Annotated in this window: 15 protein-coding genes; 13 read left to right on the top strand and 2 right to left on the bottom strand. The window is 54.0% G+C overall.

Annotated features, from left to right (window positions below):
• Positions 1 to 7 precede the first annotated feature (7 nt).
• The 5 genes from MKY96_RS23765 to MKY96_RS23745 all read left to right on the top strand — a co-directional run bounded on the left by MKY96_RS23765 (position 8) and on the right by MKY96_RS23745 (position 9,163).
• Complete coding sequence (locus MKY96_RS23765; protein ID WP_340943832.1) at positions 8 to 2,374, top strand: PA14 domain-containing protein; 2,367 nt, start codon at positions 8 to 10, stop codon at positions 2,372 to 2,374.
• A gap of 189 nt (positions 2,375 to 2,563) precedes the next feature.
• The gene (locus tag MKY96_RS23760) at positions 2,564 to 4,090 is read left to right on the top strand and encodes a glycosyl hydrolase (protein ID WP_340943828.1); all 1,527 of its coding nucleotides are present in this window, start codon (positions 2,564 to 2,566) and stop codon (positions 4,088 to 4,090) included.
• A gap of 76 nt (positions 4,091 to 4,166) precedes the next feature.
• A complete protein-coding gene (locus tag MKY96_RS23755) occupies positions 4,167 to 6,851 on the top strand; it encodes a discoidin domain-containing protein (protein WP_445671455.1) in 2,685 nt (894 codons plus the stop codon).
• A 130-nt stretch (positions 6,852 to 6,981) separates the two neighbouring features.
• Positions 6,982 to 8,460 carry a potassium/proton antiporter gene (locus MKY96_RS23750; protein ID WP_340943826.1) on the top strand — a complete coding sequence of 493 codons (1,479 nt, stop codon included), beginning with the start codon at positions 6,982 to 6,984 and terminating at the stop codon, positions 8,458 to 8,460.
• 247 nt (positions 8,461 to 8,707) lie between these two features.
• The gene (locus tag MKY96_RS23745; protein ID WP_340943825.1) at positions 8,708 to 9,163 is read left to right on the top strand and encodes a Dps family protein; all 456 of its coding nucleotides are present in this window, start codon (positions 8,708 to 8,710) and stop codon (positions 9,161 to 9,163) included.
• Between the two features lie 56 nt (positions 9,164 to 9,219).
• Here MKY96_RS23745 and MKY96_RS23740 read toward each other — a convergent pair whose 3' ends face one another.
• Positions 9,220 to 9,924 (bottom strand): AIM24 family protein, encoded by a 705-nt coding sequence (locus MKY96_RS23740; RefSeq protein ID WP_036723116.1) that lies wholly within the window; start codon positions 9,922 to 9,924, stop codon positions 9,220 to 9,222.
• Positions 9,925 to 9,936: 12 nt separating this feature from the next.
• The gene (locus MKY96_RS23735; RefSeq protein ID WP_340943824.1) at positions 9,937 to 10,425 is read right to left on the bottom strand and encodes a hypothetical protein; all 489 of its coding nucleotides are present in this window, start codon (positions 10,423 to 10,425) and stop codon (positions 9,937 to 9,939) included.
• Between the two features lie 211 nt (positions 10,426 to 10,636).
• On the opposite strand from MKY96_RS23735, the gene MKY96_RS23730 reads away from it, so the two are divergent.
• From MKY96_RS23730 to nikC, 8 genes are all read left to right on the top strand, one after another.
• Entirely contained in the window at positions 10,637 to 11,323 is a 687-nt protein-coding gene (locus MKY96_RS23730) for a M50 family metallopeptidase (RefSeq protein ID WP_209879442.1), read from the top strand.
• A gap of 187 nt (positions 11,324 to 11,510) precedes the next feature.
• On the top strand, positions 11,511 to 12,194 hold the full coding sequence (locus MKY96_RS23725) for a hypothetical protein (protein ID WP_340943822.1): 684 nt from the start codon (positions 11,511 to 11,513) through the stop codon (positions 12,192 to 12,194).
• Between the two features lie 233 nt (positions 12,195 to 12,427).
• The gene (locus MKY96_RS23720) at positions 12,428 to 13,393 is read left to right on the top strand and encodes a helix-turn-helix transcriptional regulator (RefSeq protein ID WP_340943821.1); all 966 of its coding nucleotides are present in this window, start codon (positions 12,428 to 12,430) and stop codon (positions 13,391 to 13,393) included.
• Between the two features lie 259 nt (positions 13,394 to 13,652).
• Positions 13,653 to 14,642 carry an ABC transporter ATP-binding protein gene (locus tag MKY96_RS23715; RefSeq protein WP_340943820.1) on the top strand — a complete coding sequence of 330 codons (990 nt, stop codon included), beginning with the start codon at positions 13,653 to 13,655 and terminating at the stop codon, positions 14,640 to 14,642.
• Complete coding sequence (locus tag MKY96_RS23710) at positions 14,639 to 15,631, top strand: ABC transporter ATP-binding protein (RefSeq protein ID WP_340943818.1); 993 nt, start codon at positions 14,639 to 14,641, stop codon at positions 15,629 to 15,631. Before MKY96_RS23715 ends, MKY96_RS23710 begins: the two co-directional genes overlap by 4 nt.
• Positions 15,632 to 15,744: 113 nt before the next feature.
• On the top strand, positions 15,745 to 17,412 hold the full coding sequence (locus MKY96_RS23705; RefSeq protein WP_340943815.1) for an ABC transporter substrate-binding protein: 1,668 nt from the start codon (positions 15,745 to 15,747) through the stop codon (positions 17,410 to 17,412).
• Between the two features lie 25 nt (positions 17,413 to 17,437).
• The gene (locus tag MKY96_RS23700) at positions 17,438 to 18,442 is read left to right on the top strand and encodes an ABC transporter permease (protein WP_340943813.1); all 1,005 of its coding nucleotides are present in this window, start codon (positions 17,438 to 17,440) and stop codon (positions 18,440 to 18,442) included.
• A 13-nt stretch (positions 18,443 to 18,455) separates the two neighbouring features.
• Positions 18,456 to 19,349 carry a nickel transporter permease gene (nikC, locus tag MKY96_RS23695; protein WP_340943810.1) on the top strand — a complete coding sequence of 298 codons (894 nt, stop codon included), beginning with the start codon at positions 18,456 to 18,458 and terminating at the stop codon, positions 19,347 to 19,349.
• The last annotated feature ends 291 nt before the right edge of the window (positions 19,350 to 19,640 follow it).

Here is a 19,640-nt window from a genome sequence, read left to right as displayed (position 1 = left end):
GAATATTGTGAAAACTTACCGTAAGTCTCGTTTGCTCTGCGCTGTGCTGTCGCTGGCCGTGGTATTGTCTGCTGTACCCGTGGGACTGGGAATCGCCCCGTCCACTGTCAAGGCTGCTTCCTCTACAGGAGCGCCCGTGAACCCTAATGCCTCAGCCGAGGCGGTCAAGCTGCTGAACAATCTGTATGATATCTCGGGAAATGGAATTATTACAGGGCAGCATGACTATTTCGAGAGTCCGGATGAGCTGAGCAACAAGCTGAAGGGAACAAGCGGACAATACGCCGCACTGCATGGTTATGAGCTTGGAGCAATCGGTGGACAGAGTGAGAGCGGAGTCGCTGCACAACGCAAAAATATCGTCTGGAGTGCAACGAACTGGTCCAGAGCGGGCGGCATTGTAGCCATGACCTTCCACCAGAACCTGCCGGGCACCAAGTACGAATGGTCCAATGTGCAAAAGTCAATCAGCCAGGCACAATTCAACAAATACGTAACCCCCGGTACTACAGAGTATAATGCGCTGATCACCGATCTGGATAAAGTAGCTGTCTCTCTGAAAAGCCTGCGGGATGCCAAGGTTCCCATCCTGTGGAGACCTTACCATGAAATGAACGGCGGCTGGTTCTGGTGGGGGAAGAAAGATAATTTCTCAGCTCTATGGAATATTATGTATGACCGTTTCGTAAACGTTCATCAATTAAATAATCTGATTTGGGTATGGAACCCGAATGCGCCGAATGCCAACTCTGATCCCTATGCACGGACTTATCCGGGTGCGGACAGAGTGGATGTGCTGGCAGCGGATATATATAATAACGACTACTCGAATAAATATCATGATGATCTGACCAGCCTGGCTGGCGGCAAACCGATCGGCATCGGCGAGAACGGTGAAATGCCGAATATCTCGAAGCTGAAGCTGACCCAGCAGAATTACGTGTTCATGATGAACTGGGGCAAGATGCTCTATGAGAATAACAGCACGGCTACGATCAAGAATTTCATGAATGACAGCTACACACTGACCCGTGACCAATATAAGGCCTGGACTGCTCCAGTGGCGGCCCCTAAGCCAACCGCAACACCGACGCCTACAGCAACACCAGCGCCTACAGCAACACCAACGCCTATAGTAACACCGACGCCAACGGCAACACCGACGCCAACACCGACGCCAACACCGACGCCAACACCGACAGCAACGCCAACCGTTGCGCCGATTCCGAAGCCGGTCCCAACCTCCGGTGATACGGAGAGCAAGCCTGCCCAGAACGGGTTGCTTGGAGAATACTTCAAGAACATGACACTCTCGGGGACACCGGTTATGGTGCGTAACGATGAGGTCATCAGCTTCAATTGGCGTCAGGGTACTCCTAATGCCGCACTTGGCACAGACTACTTCTCGATCCGGTGGACCGGCCAGATTAAGCCGGCTTACAGCGAGACCTATCAGTTCTATACTACATCGGATGACGGTATCCGCTTATGGGTGAACGGCACAGCAGTCATTGACAGCTGGGTCAAGCAGAGCGGAACTGCCCGCACAGGAAGCATAGCCTTGACTGCCGGGCAACTGTACGATATTAAGGTAGAGTATTATGAGAATGCAGGCGATGCGAATGTCCATCTGATGTGGCAGAGCCCCAGCCAGGTGAAGGGAACCGTACCTGCAAGTGCGCTTTTCTCCAGAGCAGGCAACACATCCATACCTGCTCCGGCTGCAACAGCAGTACCGACAACGGTACCAGCAGCGACAGTAGCGCCAGCACAGACAGCAACGCCGGCACCAGTAACGACACCAATGCCAACACCAGCACCAACACCAACACTGACGCCAGCACCGACACCAACGCCAACACCGGTGCCTACGCCGACAGCGGCTCCCGTTCCTTCTCCTACAGCAACACCGGTGGATCTGCCGGTAGAAGTTCCTGCTGCCAATGGACTGTACGCGGAATACTTCAATAACATGACGCTATCGGGCGAACCCGCTGTAGTGCGTACCGATGCTGTGCTTGATTTCAACTGGCGCCAAGGCTCGCCGGATGCCGCCCTCGGCATAGAGTTCTTCTCTGTCCGCTGGAGCGGGAAGATGAAGCCGCTCTACACGGAGACTTATCAGATCTATACCCATTCCGATGACGGTATCCGCGTACGGGTGAACGGTGAGCTTGTGATTGACAGCTGGGTGAAGCAGAGCGGCACCGAACGCATGGGCAGCATCAGCCTGACCGCAGGCGAGCTGTATGATATTCAGGTAGAGTATTATGAGAATCAAGGGGATGCAAAAGCGCGGCTGATGTGGCAGAGTCCAAGCCAGGCCAAAGGAACCATTCCGGCAAGCGCGCTGTTTCTCCCTTCCGCTTCGTAAGCTCATAAGGTCCGCAGCTGTGTTCAACATTGGCGCTGTTACTGGTTAAGACGTTACAATTATAAATCCTGCAAGCCACTCTTAATGGCCCTGCTTACCAGCAGGGCTACTAAGCTATAGACGACCATCCGGGAAGCGTAACCGCTCCGGGGTCTGCCGAAGCGGTGTGGCTGGAGAAAGGAGATTACATTGAACACTAACCGTAAGTACAGGCTATTTACAACTGTTTTTCCTCTTATCCTTATCCTTTCATTGCTTCCATGGGGGGAAGGGCGCAGTCTTCCGGCAGATGCCAAGGTTACCACACTGGCCGCCCCTGCCGCCGCTCCCATTAAGCCCATTAATCCTTCGGCCTCCAAGGAGGCTTCCGCACTGCTAAGCTATCTCCACGATCTCAGCGGCAAGGGCATGATATCCGGCCAGCATGATTATCTGGAGAGCCCCGATGAATTCAATAATAAGCTCCGCACCACAACCGGCCGCTATGCCGTTCTGCATGGCTATGAGCTGGGAGCCATAGGTAACCAGTCCAAGGCCACCATTGCCAAGCAGCGTCAGGCTGTCGTGGACAGCGCCATCCGGTGGCATAAGGGCGGCGGCATTGTCGCCATGACCTTCCATCAGAATCTGCCGGGAACTGCGCCGGTATGGACCAATGTGCAGAAGCCGCTTAGCCAGAATCAATTCAAGCAGTACGTAACTCCCGGAACGCCGCAGTATAAGGCTCTGATTGCCGAGCTGGATGAAGTGGCCAAGTATCTGGGTGAGCTGCGGGATGCCGGAGTTCCGGTGTTATGGCGGCCCTATCATGAGATGAACGGCGGCTGGTTCTGGTGGGGGCAGAAGGATGACTTTGTGAAGCTCTGGGACCTGGTCTATGACCGCATGGTGAATACGCATAAGCTGAACAATCTGCTGTGGGTGTGGAATCCGAATGCCCCCAACAAGTCGTCTGAGCCGTATGCCGCCTATTTTCCCGGCACCGCCAAGGTGGATATTCTGGCCGCCGACATTTATGACAATGATTTCAAGCAGTCTTATTATGACAGCCTCCTGAAGCTTGCGGACGGCAAACCGATAGGCATCGGGGAGAGCGGAGAGCTGCCAGACCCTGTCATCATGTCTCAAAAACAAAGCAAATGGGTATATACGATGACATGGGGCAAGATGCTGGTGGAGAATAACCCGACCGTGAAAATTCAAAGCTTCATGAACCATAAATATACGGTCTCGCGGGAGGATTACAAGCTCGCAGCGGGTGCCAAAACCCATGCGGCGGCTGTAAGCTCAAGGAACGGCCTGAGAGGCCAGTATTATGGCAATATGGACCTGTCCGGCACACCGCTGCTTACCCGTAACGACAGTACCATTCAGTTCAACTGGCATGGGAATTCACCGGCATCCGGCCTTCCCAAGGATTCATTCTCGGTATGCTGGACCGGGACCCTTAAGCCTCTCTACAGTGAAAAGTATACGTTCACCGCTTCTTCGGATGACGGCATCCGCGTATGGATCGGCGGCAAGCTCCTGATCGACAGCTGGAAGAACCAGAGCAGTGCGAGCAAGGAGGGCAGCATCACGCTCTCTGCGGGTACCCCCTATGCTATCAAGGTAGAGTATTACGAGAACCGCGGGGATGCCAGCGTCAGTCTGATGTGGAGAAGCCAGAGCCAGAAGCAGATGATTATTCCCCAGAGTGCGCTCACGCTGCCTTAAGGAAGCCGCGCAGAGGAAGAAGCGTGACGTTAGCCCGGTGCAGCACAGAATTCCGGAAGAAAGCGAGGACAAGGGAATGAGGACTAGAGTTCAAAAGAAACCCAGTAAATATCTCCACAGGCTACTAAAATTTGCAGCACTGATCATCTTGATTCTGTTGTCCGTCTCTGTCTTCGGAGATTACGGGACCAGGGACGGTGAAGCAGATGTGGATCTGTCTTCATTGTCGGCGGCCAAGGATGCCGGTCCTGAGATGCCGGAAGGAACTGTTCTATGGAAGCTTGGCAAGCATGACGGCTCTGCCGGTGAGTTCAAGGCGGCAGGGTCAAGCGGGGTGAAGAAGTCGCTCAGCATAGCCTCAACCACTGCCAGGTCGGCAGAGCTGAAGTCACTGCCCTCCGGCCTGCACGGGGAGACCAACCCGGAGCTGCGGATTCAGTATGAGCTGGATAAGATCCCGGAGCACGGGGTCTTATTTCGCGTGAGCATTATCGATGCTTACAAATCCGTTCCCCAGATGAGCGTGTTCTCCAACCGTCAGCTCTCAGGCATCATTCAGATCGCCGGGATTGCCGGAACAGGCAGCAAATACGACTTCCGCAAAACCTATGAGCTGTACATTCCCAGAGAACAGCTCATCAGCGGCACCAACGAGCTGACGCTGCGGACGGCCAGGGGAATCTATTCCTCAGAGGCTGAGGATAAGTACAACTGGTGGACATGGGATAATCTGAGTCTGGAGGCGCTGAAGTCTCCGATTAAGGAGCCGATTCACGGCAGCTATACGCTGACGGGGACGGTGGTGAATAACAAGCAGTTTTATTTTGACGAGGGGGCGGTTACGCATCTGCCCTATATTATGAAGTGGCTGGGCGTAGCCTATAGCGGCAATATCATGCGGACCAGCTGTGCCAGCGATGTGGGCCGCTCGTGTGAGAATATGGAGGAGTATTACAAGGTCCTGAAGGATTACAATATGCAGGCCGTAGCGCTCTATCTGTACACAGGCGATATCAAGCTGAAGGCGGACGGATCGCTGCCCGAGGATGCCGAGAAGAAGCTGACGGAATATTTCCAGAAGTACAGCCCGTACTTCCAGTATTACGAGGTGGATAACGAACCGGGTCTGTTCAACCGTTCCAAAGCGGTCAATCTGGCCATAGCCGGGTGGCTGAACAGCAAGGGTAAGACGATCGCACCGCATCTGCAGACGGTTGCACCCGGATGGGCCTACTGGCCGGGCTACAGCGAAGACTCGTGCGGCAATCAAAAGGGGCCGGTGAAGCAGTGCGGAGACCCCGACGGCTGGGAACGCGATCCGAAGCAGCGCGATGAGCTTGAAGCGGTAACGGATCTGACGAATGGCCATTCTTATGGGGATTCCTATATTTTCGGACAGGGCGGGAGCTTCACGGAGAACCTGAAGACCTTCGGGGGCTCGCTAGACGGCCTTAGCAAAAAAATGCTCGCCACCGAGTTCGGCACCTCGGACTCCCATGTGGACGCGTATCAATATGGGGCCAAGGAGCGGACTTCAGCGGTGTTCGACCGGATTATGCGGGCACATATCGGCTATGCCGAGATGTTTGTGCAGCATGCCGCCTTTTTCAAAAATTTCAGCCTGTTCAAATACGGCTTCAATCTGGAGGATCATGATCCGGCGGCTACAGAGATCTACTACACCAAGGAAGGCGAAGAATCCCGCGTCAGTATCATGCGCAGGCTGGATCTGGCTTATGCTACACACGGCGCTCCGCTGACCTACCAGATCAGCAATAAGGAGGAGCTGAAGGATAAGCTGGTCTACGTAAGAGCAGTGGACACCTCCACGCTTGAGCCGATGGCGGGCAGCAAGGCGACATCCAACAAGGTGCTGGTGAACTTCGTCAATTTCGAGAAGACGGAGCAGACCGTTAAGGTCAAGGTCACTATGCCGAAGAAAACGGAGTACGAAGGAGAACGGTTCGGCAAGGGCGATACTTATGAGGAGGCCCGCAGCTATGTAACCGGCAGGGCTGCTTCGCCGGAGCTGGAATTCACGGAGACGCTGGCTCCGGGAGAAGGCGTACAGTACATTCTGGAGCCTTCCTCCGAGGTGGCGGATACGGCGCCTCAGGGCCTGAAGGCGACTGCTGTCAAGGGATTATCGATGCATCTGAACTGGCTGGAAGCCCCCGGAGCAAGCTATGAAGTGCTCCGGGCGGACGGCCCGGACGAGAAGCTGAAGGTCATCGCTACAGCAGTGAAGGGAACGGAGTACAACGACAGCAAGCTGAAGGAAGGCACACTTTATACTTATGCTGTAAGAGTGTCCGGCTCTGGTGTGATGTCAGAGAAGACACAGATTACAGCAACCGGACTTGTCCCGCTGGACCGGGCAGGCTGGAAGGTGACGTCCAGTGTGAGTAAGGAGGCTTCCAATCCGGCAGGTGCCATTGACGGAGACCGGCGGACCCGCTGGGATACGGTCAAGCATCAGGCTTCGGGGGAGTACTTCCAGATTGATCTGGGCGCAGAACATACGGTAGAAGCTATAGATATGGATTACCCTTTATCGCCATATGATTATCCGCGCGGCTACACTGTCCACGTATCGGAGGATGCCAAGAGCTGGAGACAGGTCGCAGCGGGCAAAGGCCAGCTGGAGAAGACCAAGATTACGTTTGCTCCGGTCAAGACCCGGCATATCAAGATTACCCAGACAGGCTCCGGCGGCAACTACTGGTCCATTCAGGAGCTGCAGGTGTATTCAAGAGAATGAAGGACGGCATAATAACCTCCGTGGAATTCAGCCCACCGGGGTTTTTTTCTATCTAACGAATCATACACATACTATAAAATACATGGGGCTAAGGCGAATACCCGCTCCCGGGAAAGGTGTGAACCGGTTCATGACTCATCTTGCAGATCAAATCATCCTGCTGCTGGCGGCTTTGCTGCTGATCGCCGTGCTCTCCACCAAATTCTCCACCCGTTTTGGCATGCCTGCCCTGGTCCTGTTTATTGCAGCCGGCATGGTACTCAGCCATTTTATTTATTTCAACAATGCTTCGCTCACGCAGATTGCCGGCATTTTTGCCCTGGTGGTGATTCTGTTTGAGGGCGGGATGCAGACGAGCATGAAGGATATTCGCCCGATTCTGAAGCCGGCGTTGTCGCTGGCTACACTCGGAGTGCTGCTGACTGCGGTGATCGTTGGTGTTTTTGCCAAATTTATACTCGGGGTGCCCTGGGCGGAGAGCTTCCTGTTCGGGGCCATTGTCGGCTCCACAGATGCGGCGGCGGTATTCTCCGTGCTGGGCGGCAAAAATATCGACAAACGGCTGACCTCGACGCTTGAAGCCGAATCCGGCAGCAATGATCCGATGGCTGTATTCCTTACCGTGTCGCTGATTGAATGGGTGCAGCACCCGGATACCGCAGTCTGGAGCCTGGTGCTGTCGTTCTTCTGGGAGATGGGGGTAGGGCTGCTGGTCGGGATCATCCTCGGCAAGCTGGCAGTGTATCTGATTAACCGGATTAATCTGGACTCCACCGGGCTGTATCCGGTCATGGCGGTAGGCTTCGCAGTTCTGACTTACGGGGTCTCGGCTATGGTGCACAGCAGCGGACTGCTTGCCGTCTATGTCATGGGGCTGGTGCTGGGGAATTCCGAGCTGATGTACCACCGTACCATTATGAATTTCAGTCATGGCTTTGCCTGGATGATGCAGATTGCCATGTTCATTCTGCTCGGGATGCTGGTCTTCCCGCAGGAGCTGGCGGCTGTGGCCTGGCAGGGTCTGCTGCTGTCAGTGATTCTGATGGCCCTGGCAAGGCCGCTCGGCGTATTCCTTAGCCTGCTCGTGTCCCGGTTCTCCTTCCGTGAAAAGACACTGATCTCCTGGGCCGGGCTCCGGGGAGCCGTCCCGATTGTCCTGGCGACCTACCCGCTGCTCGCGGGGCTGCCGCATGGCAGGCTGTTCTTCAATGTCGTATTCTTCGTTGTCCTGACCTCGGCAGTGATTCAGGGAACAACCATTTCACCCCTGGCCTCGCGGCTGAGGCTGGTGGGCCGGGAGCATGCGTCCCAGCCATCCTTGATGGAGCTTGTTGCGCTAGGGAAGACCGATTCCGAATTCAATCATATCGGAATCGACCGGCAGATGGCGATATCCGGCATGCAGATTGCAGAGATCGGCCTGCCGGACGATATTCTGTTCACGGCCATTATACGGAACAAGAGCATCGTGACACCGCATGGCAGCACGGTGATTGAGCCCGGAGATACAGTATATGTGCTTAGCCCCAAGAGCAAACGGGAGGAGATGCGCACCATCTTCCGCAGCGGCCTGGGGCGGGCGGCAGAGGCGGATATCCCTACGGTATAAGGGACATCCTACGGGAGGATGGAAGCTTCTCTTCCGGTTCAGGTGATTTATGTCAATCCATGTGCTTTTGCAGAATTGTGATTCAAATTATAGGATAGCCTCCCGGAGGAGTGCTAGAATGTGCAGTACATCAAGGATGCAGGACATTAGATTGCAATACGGCAAAAAGTATGTTAAATTGTATATAGATTTAGAACGAGTCTAAATACAATAGTTTGTAGATTACACATTCCGGGAGGTTATTTAAATGAGTACACAAGTTAACAGCCACACTGCACTGCATGCTGTTCTGAACCGTCAGACTGCGAATTGGACGTTGCTGGGAGTGAAGCTGCATCACTACCACTGGTATGTCAGCGGAACCCAATTCTTCACGCTGCATGAGAAATTCGAAGAGCTGTACAATGAAGCTGCGGGTTATGTGGATGAGCTGGCGGAGCGGCTGCTCGCGATCGGCGGACGTCCTGCTTCCACCATGGCAGAGTACCTGAAGCTCTCCAGCCTGAAGGAAGCTGCCGGCGGTGAGAGCGCCAAGGAAATGGTGGCACAGCTGGTTCAAGACTTCGCTGCCGTAGCTGAAGAGCTGAAGCAGGGCATTACTAGCGCAGAGGAGGTCAGCGACCAGCCTACCGCCGATCTGCTGATCGGAATCCGGACAAGTGTAGAGAAGACATCCTGGATGCTGAACGCTTACCTGGCGTAACTCCGGCATAAGACATATAGAAGAGCGCCCGCGTTATACATGCGGGCGCTCTTTGCTTACTTAATAAATACACCGCCGAAGGGCAGCGCCTCCCGCAGGAAGCGCTTGATAATGCCGTCTTCATTATTGTCGCGCTCGAAGCGTCTGCTCTGGCGTCCGGCCTGGAACAGCACAGGCCCGTGGCCGGTCATCTTCCAGTGATAGCTCATATGCTGGCTGGCGAGATGGTTGCCGTACACCGTCAGCTCAAGCTTGGCATTCTCGGGATAAGCGATAATGCTCCCGGCATCGACATACAGCGGATCGAAGGGATGCAGCTCGGCTTCGCAGACCGTGCCCTCCGTCAGAATGCCGATGCTGCCGCGGCCGGAGAATTTGACCTTGACGATATCCCGGGTAATCAGCATGTTCTTCATGCTCAGCACTCTCGTCTGCATCGTGACACCCTTGCTGTAGAAGAAGAGATGCCTGAAGTCGTAGAGCAGATCGCTCTTGCTGTCGAGCTGGATGGTCTTGACCCGGTAGCCGGGCGGCAGCGCGGCTGTGAACCGGCAAGGGCCGGTCAGATCCGCCCGGATCAGCTTGCGCTTGCGGTACATGCCCTTCACATCCATGAACCGGTCGGCCCGTCCCGCCGAAGGGCCCTGGTAGGCAATAATCTGCTGCGGATGCAGCACATGGACCTCCTCGTTCTCCTGAACGGTAAAAGCAACCGCCTGTCCGCTGCCGCTGTCGCCTTCATCCTGAATGTCAATGTTCATTCTTCATCCTCCTTAACGCAGCCGGTCGCTTCTTCTGGAGCGGTGCCGCATCGTGAAGCGCAGCACCCGGATCAGCAGGAAGTAGCCCAGCAGAAGAGCAATCCCGGAGATGACCGTCACCTTGATCCGGTTGAAGTAGTTCTCTCTCGCCGTGCGGTCATTCTTCAGCTCGTCCACGACCTGGCTGAGCTGGCGGTTCTGCTCCTGCAGGGCAGCATTCTGGGACTGATACGTCTGCATTTGCTGCAGGCTGTCCGTCAGCTGGTCCTTGGCTTCACCGAGATCCTCCTTCGTCTGCTGAAGCTCTTCTGCAGTCTTCTGGTAACTCTCCTGCAGCTTGGTGACTTCTCCGGGAAGCTCCGAGAAGCTCTGTATTCCATTGTATATATCATTCAGATAATTGGCCTTGGCCTCGGGGGCAGGCCAAGTGAGAGTAAGGCCAAGCATAAGCAGGGAAGAACCCAGCAGCCTTAGCATCACTCCTGTTACCCGTCTTTTCATAAGCTGATCACCACCTGTTAGAGCTAATTGTCCTCCTATTTTATCATAGCTGCTTGCTGTTTGAACAACCCGGGCGGCTGTAGGCATAATTACCCTTTGTGTCTATGGAGAGAACCAAGAGGTAATACAGCGTTAAGGCAGGGATGGTTTCCATAATATTGAGTGTAACTGCAAATTAACGTATACTGTGAACGGAAAGGGGCTGTATTCAATGAATAGATGGCTCAAAACACTGTTGTTCCTGGCGGGCTCCGCCCTGTTGACCCGGTTTATTCCGTTCTCCTCCTTATTCCGTAATCTGGATACCATGTTCCATGAATTCGGCCACGCGCTGATGACTCTGCTGCTCTCCGGCAATGTGCTGCGCATTGAGCTGTATTCTGATCACAGCGGTGTGACCTATTCGGCGATTGCTGCCGGAGGCAAGGCGATCCTGGTGTCGCTGGCGGGTTATCCTCTGGCTTCACTGTTCGCGTTGCTGCTCTTCTATTTCTATAGTAGAGATAAGCGGGAATGGGGGCTTGTTCTGACCAGCCTGGTCGCGCTGATTATGCTTGTGCTGTATGTACGGGGCGGCTTCGGGATGATCTGGCTAAGCGGCTTCATTCTGCTGAATGCTGCGATGCTGTTCCTCTGGCCGAAGGTCAGCAAGGTGTACTATCTGTTTCTTGCGTTCCTGACCCTGGAGGAGTCTGTGATGGGGACCTTATTCCTGGTCTATGCTTCCGTCGTGACGCCTTCCCGGGCAGGGGACGCGGCGAATCTGGCCAGATTGACCATTTTACCGGCCCCTGTGTGGTCACTCCTGTTCTTCCTCTTCGCATTGCTGTGTGCAACCTGGGCCCTTGGGCTGTTCTTCCGGCATGAGAAGGCGGGCAGACGGGTCCGATTGATGTAATGCGTAAAACTTTGTTCGTCATATTTTGACAAAAGAATAGACTTTCATAAAGAGGCAATCACCTTTTGGGGTAGGTTGGCTCTTTTTTTGTCGATATTATAGGACCGAACATACATTCCATGACAAGGAGTTGTCCGCCAATATTGGTACATTAATAGAAGACCCAAATTAAGAAAGAGGTGGAAATATGCAAGCAAGTATTCAGACGATGTTTACATGGAGCCAGGAGCGTATTTTGGCAGGCGGTGCCAAGAAAATAGTGCTGCTCGTGGAGTGGAAGGGAGCGCTACAAGGGGAGGATTCCCGCAAGAAGAGCCGCAAGGTGGTAGCCCGGGATATTGAGCTGCGTGTCTGGCTCGAAAGTCATGTCAAGGTAACAGGATGTTACGGCTGTAGTGCAGAAGAAGGAGAGGGGAGGTCACTGCTCCTGAAGCTTGGCAAAATCCATTCCGGGCAGCGCAGGTACATCGCCCTGGAATTCATGATGGCGGGTATGCCTGCAGGTATACATGAAGCCCTCTGGCTGCAATGGCAATACAAGCAGCCTACGGTGGAGCGTATCCGCGAGCTGCCGCTCAAGAAGCTGGGAATCGAATATTCCCATCATACCGGCCTGCTGGGAGCCAGCTCCTGCTTCCATGTGGAGAAGCATCTGGCGCTGCTGCAGACAGAGGCGCTAATCGCGGAAGCCCAGGAGGCCCGGATGAGGAACAAGCCGGAGGTGCCCGCAGATATTCTTCGCAGGCAGGCCGATCATCTACTCCTGATGGCTGCCCGTTCCGGGGATATGCAGCTGCTCAGAGAAGCGGAAGCGCTGTATAAAAGACTGGAGGCGGAGAATCTGCCGCTCAGCAGGATAGGAATGAGATAATTGCAGGGAAACTGCGTAGATAGAATAGGAATTACCCATACATAGGGCTCAAATATAGAATCACACTCGGCGGAGCAGATAAAGAAATGCGTAATATCTAAATGTGGTAACATAGTAAAATAGTTCTATTATATTTTCTTATCTCGGTTATTACATCCTTGGTTATAGATATATATAACTAGTTTATTTAAAAATAATGGGTCTATTTTACCATAAGTCAAGGAGAACTGAATATGACAGACCGATTGATCCGGCTGATGCGCATCATTACGCTAGTTCAAGCCAAACCGGGAATTCTGGCCCGTGAGCTGGCGGAACGATGCGGCAACAGCGAGAGAACGATTTATCGGGATATGGATGCGCTCAGTGCCATGCATATCCCCATTACTCATATGGGACACGGCAAGGGGTATGCTTTTATCGGTAATTTCGCGCTGTACCCCTTGGATTGGTCAGAAGAGGAAGAAGAGGCTTTTTCACAGTTGCGCAGTATTATGGCGGAGATCAAACCTTTGCTGCCCCCGAGCTTTGAAGACGCATACGAGAAAGTGATGGCTGCAGATTATAAGCAAAAGGCAGAAAGGGAAGAAACAATGGAGCGTACGAAAAAGGAAGCCGGGCCAAACTGGACGGAAAGCAGCAGATCTCAGGGAGACCAGCCTCTCTTTCTGACCGACATTCTGGATGCCGTAATGAAGCAGAGAAGCATACAGGCCGACTATAGTGAGAATGCCTACGAAGAAAAAGGTATCCGGATTGATCCCTATTGCCTGGTCCCGCTAGAGAATCGTTTTCACCTGATTGGTTTCTGTCACCGCTTCGGGATCATCCGCACCTTTCATATTAACGGCTTCTCCAGTGTCAATCCGCTGGACAGGTGGTTCTCCAAAGATCAGTTCGATCTGCAGTCCTTCATGGAGCAGAAGTGGTCCCTGGAACAGGACAGCCTGCAGGTTGAATTCAGAGTCAAATTCTCGCAGCGGATGATGGAACGGCTGAAGCAGGAGGAGATGTTTGTGAAGCCGAGCAGGGTGGACCGCCAGAACCGCAGCCTGCATTTCAAGGTCGCTGTGGAGCAGGACATCGGCTTCGTCCATTGGATTATGAAATACAAGGAAGAGGCTGAGATTATGGAGCCGCTGTACTACCGGGATGTGCTGAAGCATCAGCTGGAGAAGTGGCTGTCGCTATATAAATAACGATAGGTATATTTTCCCCACACTTTTATGCTCTGATATATTCATACAAAATTCATAGGGTTAGTTATATGCATAAATTTTCCTTGCCTAGATAGGACATCCATAGTAAAGTTATACATTAAATAACAGTAATATGTATTTAAAGTCAATTACTTCACTTGTTGTGTTAGGTAATAGTTAATATATCTAACTTTTTAAATAGTTTTCCTGACCAGGCATTTGACCTTCGTTCAATTTTTAACAGAAAAGAGGGAGAGACTTGATCCAGCCGATTCTGAGCATTGAGAACCTGCATACCCACTTTTTTACCGACCGGGGTGAGGTCCCGGCAGTGGATGGTGTCGATCTCTACATTAATCCGGGCGAAGTTCTGGGTGTCGTAGGAGAATCAGGCTGCGGCAAAAGCGTCACCTCACTGTCTATCCTGAAGCTGGTCCCAAGCCCCCCAGGGAGAATTGTAGACGGGCGCATCCTGCTGAAGGGACGCGATATTGTTCCGCTGAAGGAGAAGGATATGCGGAAGATCCGGGGGGATTCGGTCTCGATGATCTTTCAGGAGCCGATGACCTCGCTGAATCCCTTATTCACGGTTGGACAGCAGATTATGGAGACGGTACGCCTGCACCGTGGTCTCTCCAGGAAGGAGGCCCGGGAGCATGCTGTCGGTATGCTGCGCAAGGTTGGAATTCCCCGGCCGGAAGCGATCATCGACGAGTACCCGCATCAGCTGTCGGGAGGCATGCGCCAGCGTGTCATGATTGCCATGTCGATCTCCTGCAGCCCGGAGCTGCTGATTGCCGATGAGCCGACAACGGCGCTTGATGTCACCATTCAGGCCCAGATTCTGGAGCTGATCCGCCAGTTGAATGAGGAGCAGGGCACTGCCGTTATGCTGATTACCCATGATCTTGGCGTAGTAGCCGAGATGTGCCACCGTGTGGCTGTGATGTATGCCGGCAAGGTGGTGGAGGAAGGCAGTGTGCATGATATTTTCAAAAATCCGCTGCATCCGTATACGAGAGGACTGATTGCCTCCGTCCCCCGGATGGATGAAGCTAAGGAACGTCTCTACTCCATTCCGGGCAATGTGCCGATTCTCAGCACAGAGATGCAGGGCTGCCGGTTCGCACCGCGCTGCCCGGAGGTCATGGAGCTCTGCATGCAGAGCCTTCCGGCGCTGACACGGCAAGAGGAGCAGCACAGCTGCAGATGCTGGCTGCATGACAGTCCACAGGAGGATGCGGTATGAGTGAGAGCCTGCTTGAGGTCAAGGGACTCCGGAAGTATTATCCGCTGAACAAGGGCTTCTTCAGCCGGGAACGCGGCAGTGTGAAGGCTGTGGATGATATCTCCTTCGCTGTGAGCAAGGGGGAGACCTTCGGTCTGGTAGGGGAGAGCGGCTGCGGCAAATCGACCACCGGCCGCGCGCTGCTCCGGCTGATTGAGCCGACAGCGGGCGAGATCTGGTTCGAAGGGCAGGAGCTTACGAAGCTGTCTGCGGAAGAGATGCGGCGGCAGCGCCGGGAGATGCAGATTGTCTTCCAGGACCCGTTCTCCTCCCTGGACCCGCGCCATACTGTGCAGCGTATTCTCGAAGAGCCGATGATTGTACACGCTACTTGCGATGCCAGACAGCGCAAGGCAGAGGTGGAGCGGCTGGCGGATGTAGTCGGATTGTCCAGGGCGCATCTGCAGCGTTACCCTCACCAGTTCTCCGGCGGACAACGCCAGCGGATCGGCATTGCCAGAGCACTGGCACTCCATCCGAAGCTGATTATTGCGGATGAACCTGTCTCTGCGCTGGATGTATCGATCCAGTCCCAGGTCATTAACCTGATGCAGGATTTGCAGCGGGAATTCGGCTTAACTTACATATTTATCGCCCATGATCTCAGTGTGGTGAAGCATATCTGCGACCGGGTAGCGGTAATGTACCTGGGGCGGATTGTCGAAATTACGGACAAGCATAAGCTCTATGCCCGGCCGCAGCATCCTTATACGCAGGCTCTGCTGTCTGCGGTTCCTGAACCTGATCCCGATATCCGCAAGGAACGGATCATTCTGCAGGGGGAGGTACCAAGTCCTGCTAATGCGCCAATCGGATGTGCGTTTAACACGCGTTGTCCGCGCGTGATAGAGCGGTGCCGGGTGATCAGACCCCCGCTGATAGAGACAGAAGCCGGACACTTCACAGCCTGCCATCTCTATGATGAAGAAGCCAATACACCGCTTGCCTGATCTGCTTGCATCGTAGAGCCATACACAGAAGAACCTTGGTTTATAGCTGTGCTACCTGCACCGCTCTATATAAACACTTTGATATTTCAATGAAAGAAGGGAGCTTTCTGGAGATGAACAAATGGGGTAATCTCGCATTGGTACTGATGCTTGGCGCGGGGCTCGCGCTCAGCGGCTGCGGCGGAGGGAACAACACAGGCAACACGGGAAATACCGGAAGGAATACGGCGGCAACAAATGCTCCGGCAAGCTCACCTGAGACCTCCGGGACAGCGCAGGATACCCTGATTCTGGGGCGCGGGGGCGACTCGGCTTCCCTGGACCCGGCGATTGTGACGGACGGGGAGTCGCTGAAGATTGCGCATCAGGTCTTCGATTCACTGCTAGAGTATAAGCCGGGTACCTCCGAAGTCCAGGCCTCACTTGCCGATAGCTGGGAAGTAACGCCGGACGGGCTGAGCTACACCTTCAAGCTGCATCCCGGCGTGAAGTTTCATGACGGAACCGATTTCAACGCCGAGGCAGTCGTGTTCAATTTCCAGCGCTGGAGTGATCCGGCCAGTGAATACAAATTCGAAGGTGATTCTTTTGATTACTATGACTCCATGTTCGGTCCGGACGGTTCACGGGTGATCAAGGAAGTGAAGGCGGTGGACGAGTCGACGGTTCAATTTGTACTGAACCAGCCGCAGGCGCCGTTCCTGCAGAATATCGCCATGACCACCTTCGGGATTGCCAGTCCTGCTGCGGTCAAGGAGAAGAAGGAGAATTTCAAGAATGAGCCGGTAGGGACAGGCCCGTTCGTGTTCAAGGAGTGGAAGCGCAATGATTCCATCACCCTGGACAAGAATACCGCCTACTGGAAAGAAGGGCTTCCCAAGCTGAACAAGGTCATCGTGCGCTCGATCCCGGACAACTCAGCCCGCTTCACGGCGCTGCAAAACGGGGAAATCGATCTGATGGAAGATCTCAGCCCGGATGACTTGTCCACGCTGGAGAGTAACAGTGCGCTGACCAAGATTGAGCGTCCGCCGTTCAATGTGTCGTACCTCGGCTTCAACTTCAAGAAGAAGCCGTTCGACAATGTGAAGGTCAGACAGGCGCTCAGCCATGCAGTCAACAAGCAGGAGATTATCGATGCATTCTTCGCCGGCCAGGCCCAGGCTGCGGTCAATCCTATGCCGCCTTCCCTGTGGGGCTATAACGACAGTGTGAAGGATTATGAGTATGATCTGGACAAAGCTAAAGCGTTGCTGGCCGAAGCGGGTTATCCTGACGGACTGCCTGATCCGGTGACATTGTACGCGATGCCTGTATCCCGTCCTTATATGCCTGACGGCAAGAAGGTAGCCGAAGCGATTCAAGCAGAATGGGAGAAGATCGGGGTCAAGACCGTCATCGAGTCCCCGGAATGGGCAACTTATCTCGATGACACCAAGGCCGGGGAGAAGGATGATATCTTCATGCTTGGCTGGACCGGTGACAACGGCGACCCGGACAACTTCCTGTACACCCTGCTGGACAAGGATGCTATTCCCGGCAATAACCGTGCCTTTTATGTGAATGAAGAATTGCATACACTTCTGACCGGTGCCCAGAAGGAGACGGATCAGGACAAGCGCTCCGAGCTGTACAAGCAGGCTCAGGAGATGATCAAAGCCGATGCACCGTGGATTCCGCTGGTTCATACCACACCGCTGCTGGCTGGCAAGGCCAACCTGAAGGGCTTCGTTCCCGGACCGACAGGGACAGAGTATTACAGTGAGATTTATTTTGAATAAATACACCTTTGGAAGGTGAACGGAATTGAACTCTTACCTCATAAAACGTGTGATGGTGCTGTTCCCGGTGCTGATCGGCATGACCCTGATCGTCTTCTCCATCATCCATGCCATTCCGGGTGATCCGGCCGAGACGATTCTCGGCCAGAAGGCAACGGAGCAATCCAAGCAGGCGCTGCGTAACCAGCTTGGCCTCGACAAGCCCTGGCTGCAGCAATATTTTAACTACATGGGTGATTTGGTCCGGGGAGACCTGGGAACTTCGATCCGCACCAAAACGCCGATTGCCAAGGAAATCGTACCATACCTGGCGGCTACGCTGGAGCTGACGGCTGCCAGTATGCTGTTCGCAACCTTCGTCGGAGTCAACGCCGGTATCCTTAGCGCCTGGAGACAGAACTCCTGGTTCGATTATACGGCTATGATCATCGCACTCATTGGGGTATCGATGCCGATCTTCTGGCTGGGGCTGATGGAGCAGCTGCTCTTCGCCCTGAAGCTCCATTGGCTGCCGTCTATCGGCAGGATGGACCAGCGCAATCCGGTGGAGACGATAACCAACCTGTACGTGCTGGATACAATTCTGGCCGGGCGGTGGGACCAGCTATGGACGGTCATTAAGCATCTCATTCTGCCGAGTATTGCGCTTGGCACGATTCCGATGGCGATCATTGCCCGGATGACCCGCTCCAGTATGCTGGAGGTGATGAATTCCGATTATATCCGTACAGCCAAGGCTAAGGGGATGTCGCAGTTCCTCGTCGTCTATAAGCATGCGCTGAAGAATGCGCTCATTCCGGTGCTGACGGTAATCGGCCTGCAGACGGGGGCGCTGCTCGGAGGGGCGGTGCTGACTGAGACCATTTTTGCCTGGCCCGGGGTAGGGCGTTATATCTTTGAAGCGATCAGCTCGCGGGATTATCCGGTGATTCAGACGGGGATTCTGATTATTGCCTTTATCTTCGTGGTCATCAATCTGCTGGTGGATCTGCTGTATGCCGCTATCGATCCGCGCATCAATTACAAGTGAGGGGGGAGCAGCTATGGGACAGGCAGCACTAAAGGCTTCACCTCCTAAGGCTCCGGCGGATCAGGCCTCCGGCCCCTGGCGCGATGCGTGGAAGGCCTTCCGCAAGAACAAGACAGCCATGGCCGGGCTTGGCATTATCCTATTTTTCGTACTGATTGCGCTGCTCGCGCCGTGGATCGCGCCGTATGATTTCAAGGCCCAGCAATTGGTGAACCGGCTGAAGCCGCCGTCGGCGGAGCATTGGTTCGGTACGGATGATCTGGGACGGGATCTGTTCACCCGGGTGATCTACGGGGCACGGATTTCACTCTGGGTGGGATTCTTCTCCGTAATCGGCTCGATCATTGTCGGCACTGCGCTGGGCATCCTCGCCGGGTACTACGGCAAATGGCTGGATATGATCATCTCCCGTCTGTTTGACATTTTGCTGGCCTTTCCGAGTATTCTGCTGGCTATCGCGATTGTAGCTATTCTGGGACCTTCCTTGCAGAATGCGCTCTACGCGATTGCCATCGTCAACATTCCCACCTATGGCCGGCTGGTCCGGGCCAAGGTGCTGAGCCTGAAGTCCGAGGAGTATATCACCGCGGCCAGGGCGATCGGGATGAAGAACGGGCGTATTCTGTTCAGCCACATCCTGCCGAACAGCCTGACGCCGATCATTGTCCAAGGCACCCTTGGCGTCGCGACAGCTATCATTGAAGCCGCTGCCCTGGGCTTCCTTGGACTGGGCGCTCAGCCGCCGGACCCGGAATGGGGCAAGATGCTCTCCGATTCCAGACAATTCATCCAAAAAGCGCCCTGGACTGTAGTGTTCCCGGGTCTGTCCATCATGCTGACCGTCCTCGGCTTCAACCTGATGGGCGACGGCCTGCGGGATGTGCTGGACCCGCGGATGAAGAACTGAATCTGAATAGAAGGTATTAGCAAGGGCTGTCCCAAGCCATATCAATGGCTGCTTGGGGCAGCTCTTTCTTTTAACAGAAGGTGGTTTACTGTTGGAAGGCGCGAGCATGCTTCACCTGTTAGGATGATGTTGTTCAAATATAGTTAGTTGTAGAATGTACACTTAAAAACAGCGAAAAGGCATAGCTTCATCTTCTAACTGTATTCTGTACAACTAAATCTGCCTAATTAGCTGATAACCGGGAGAAGGCTGCCTTTTAAATGAACGAAATACAACTAAACGTGGAAAGGG

The organism is Paenibacillus sp. FSL R7-0302 (genome assembly GCF_038006885.1).
GTDB lineage: Bacteria > Bacillota > Bacilli > Paenibacillales > Paenibacillaceae > Paenibacillus_AQ.
The sequence above is the reverse complement of the archived record's forward strand: the minus strand, read 5'-3'. Positions and strand labels throughout refer to the sequence as shown.

What these genes read in the sequence shown, in the direction of transcription:
- MKY96_RS23755 (WP_445671455.1), top strand. Translation starts at nt 4,167, where the DNA reads ATGAGGACTAGAGTTCAAAAGAAACCCAGTAAATATCTCCACAGGCTA.
- MKY96_RS23750 (WP_340943826.1), top strand. Translation starts at nt 6,982, where the DNA reads ATGACTCATCTTGCAGATCAAATCATCCTGCTGCTGGCGGCTTTGCTG.
- MKY96_RS23745 (WP_340943825.1), top strand. Translation starts at nt 8,708, where the DNA reads ATGAGTACACAAGTTAACAGCCACACTGCACTGCATGCTGTTCTGAAC.
- MKY96_RS23740 (WP_036723116.1), bottom strand. Translation starts at nt 9,924, where the DNA reads ATGAACATTGACATTCAGGATGAAGGCGACAGCGGCAGCGGACAGGCG.
- MKY96_RS23735 (WP_340943824.1), bottom strand. Translation starts at nt 10,425, where the DNA reads ATGAAAAGACGGGTAACAGGAGTGATGCTAAGGCTGCTGGGTTCTTCC.
- MKY96_RS23730 (WP_209879442.1), top strand. Translation starts at nt 10,637, where the DNA reads ATGAATAGATGGCTCAAAACACTGTTGTTCCTGGCGGGCTCCGCCCTG.
- MKY96_RS23725 (WP_340943822.1), top strand. Translation starts at nt 11,511, where the DNA reads ATGCAAGCAAGTATTCAGACGATGTTTACATGGAGCCAGGAGCGTATT.
- MKY96_RS23720 (WP_340943821.1), top strand. Translation starts at nt 12,428, where the DNA reads ATGACAGACCGATTGATCCGGCTGATGCGCATCATTACGCTAGTTCAA.
- MKY96_RS23710 (WP_340943818.1), top strand. Translation starts at nt 14,639, where the DNA reads ATGAGTGAGAGCCTGCTTGAGGTCAAGGGACTCCGGAAGTATTATCCG.
- MKY96_RS23705 (WP_340943815.1), top strand. Translation starts at nt 15,745, where the DNA reads ATGAACAAATGGGGTAATCTCGCATTGGTACTGATGCTTGGCGCGGGG.
- nikC (WP_340943810.1), top strand. Translation starts at nt 18,456, where the DNA reads ATGGGACAGGCAGCACTAAAGGCTTCACCTCCTAAGGCTCCGGCGGAT.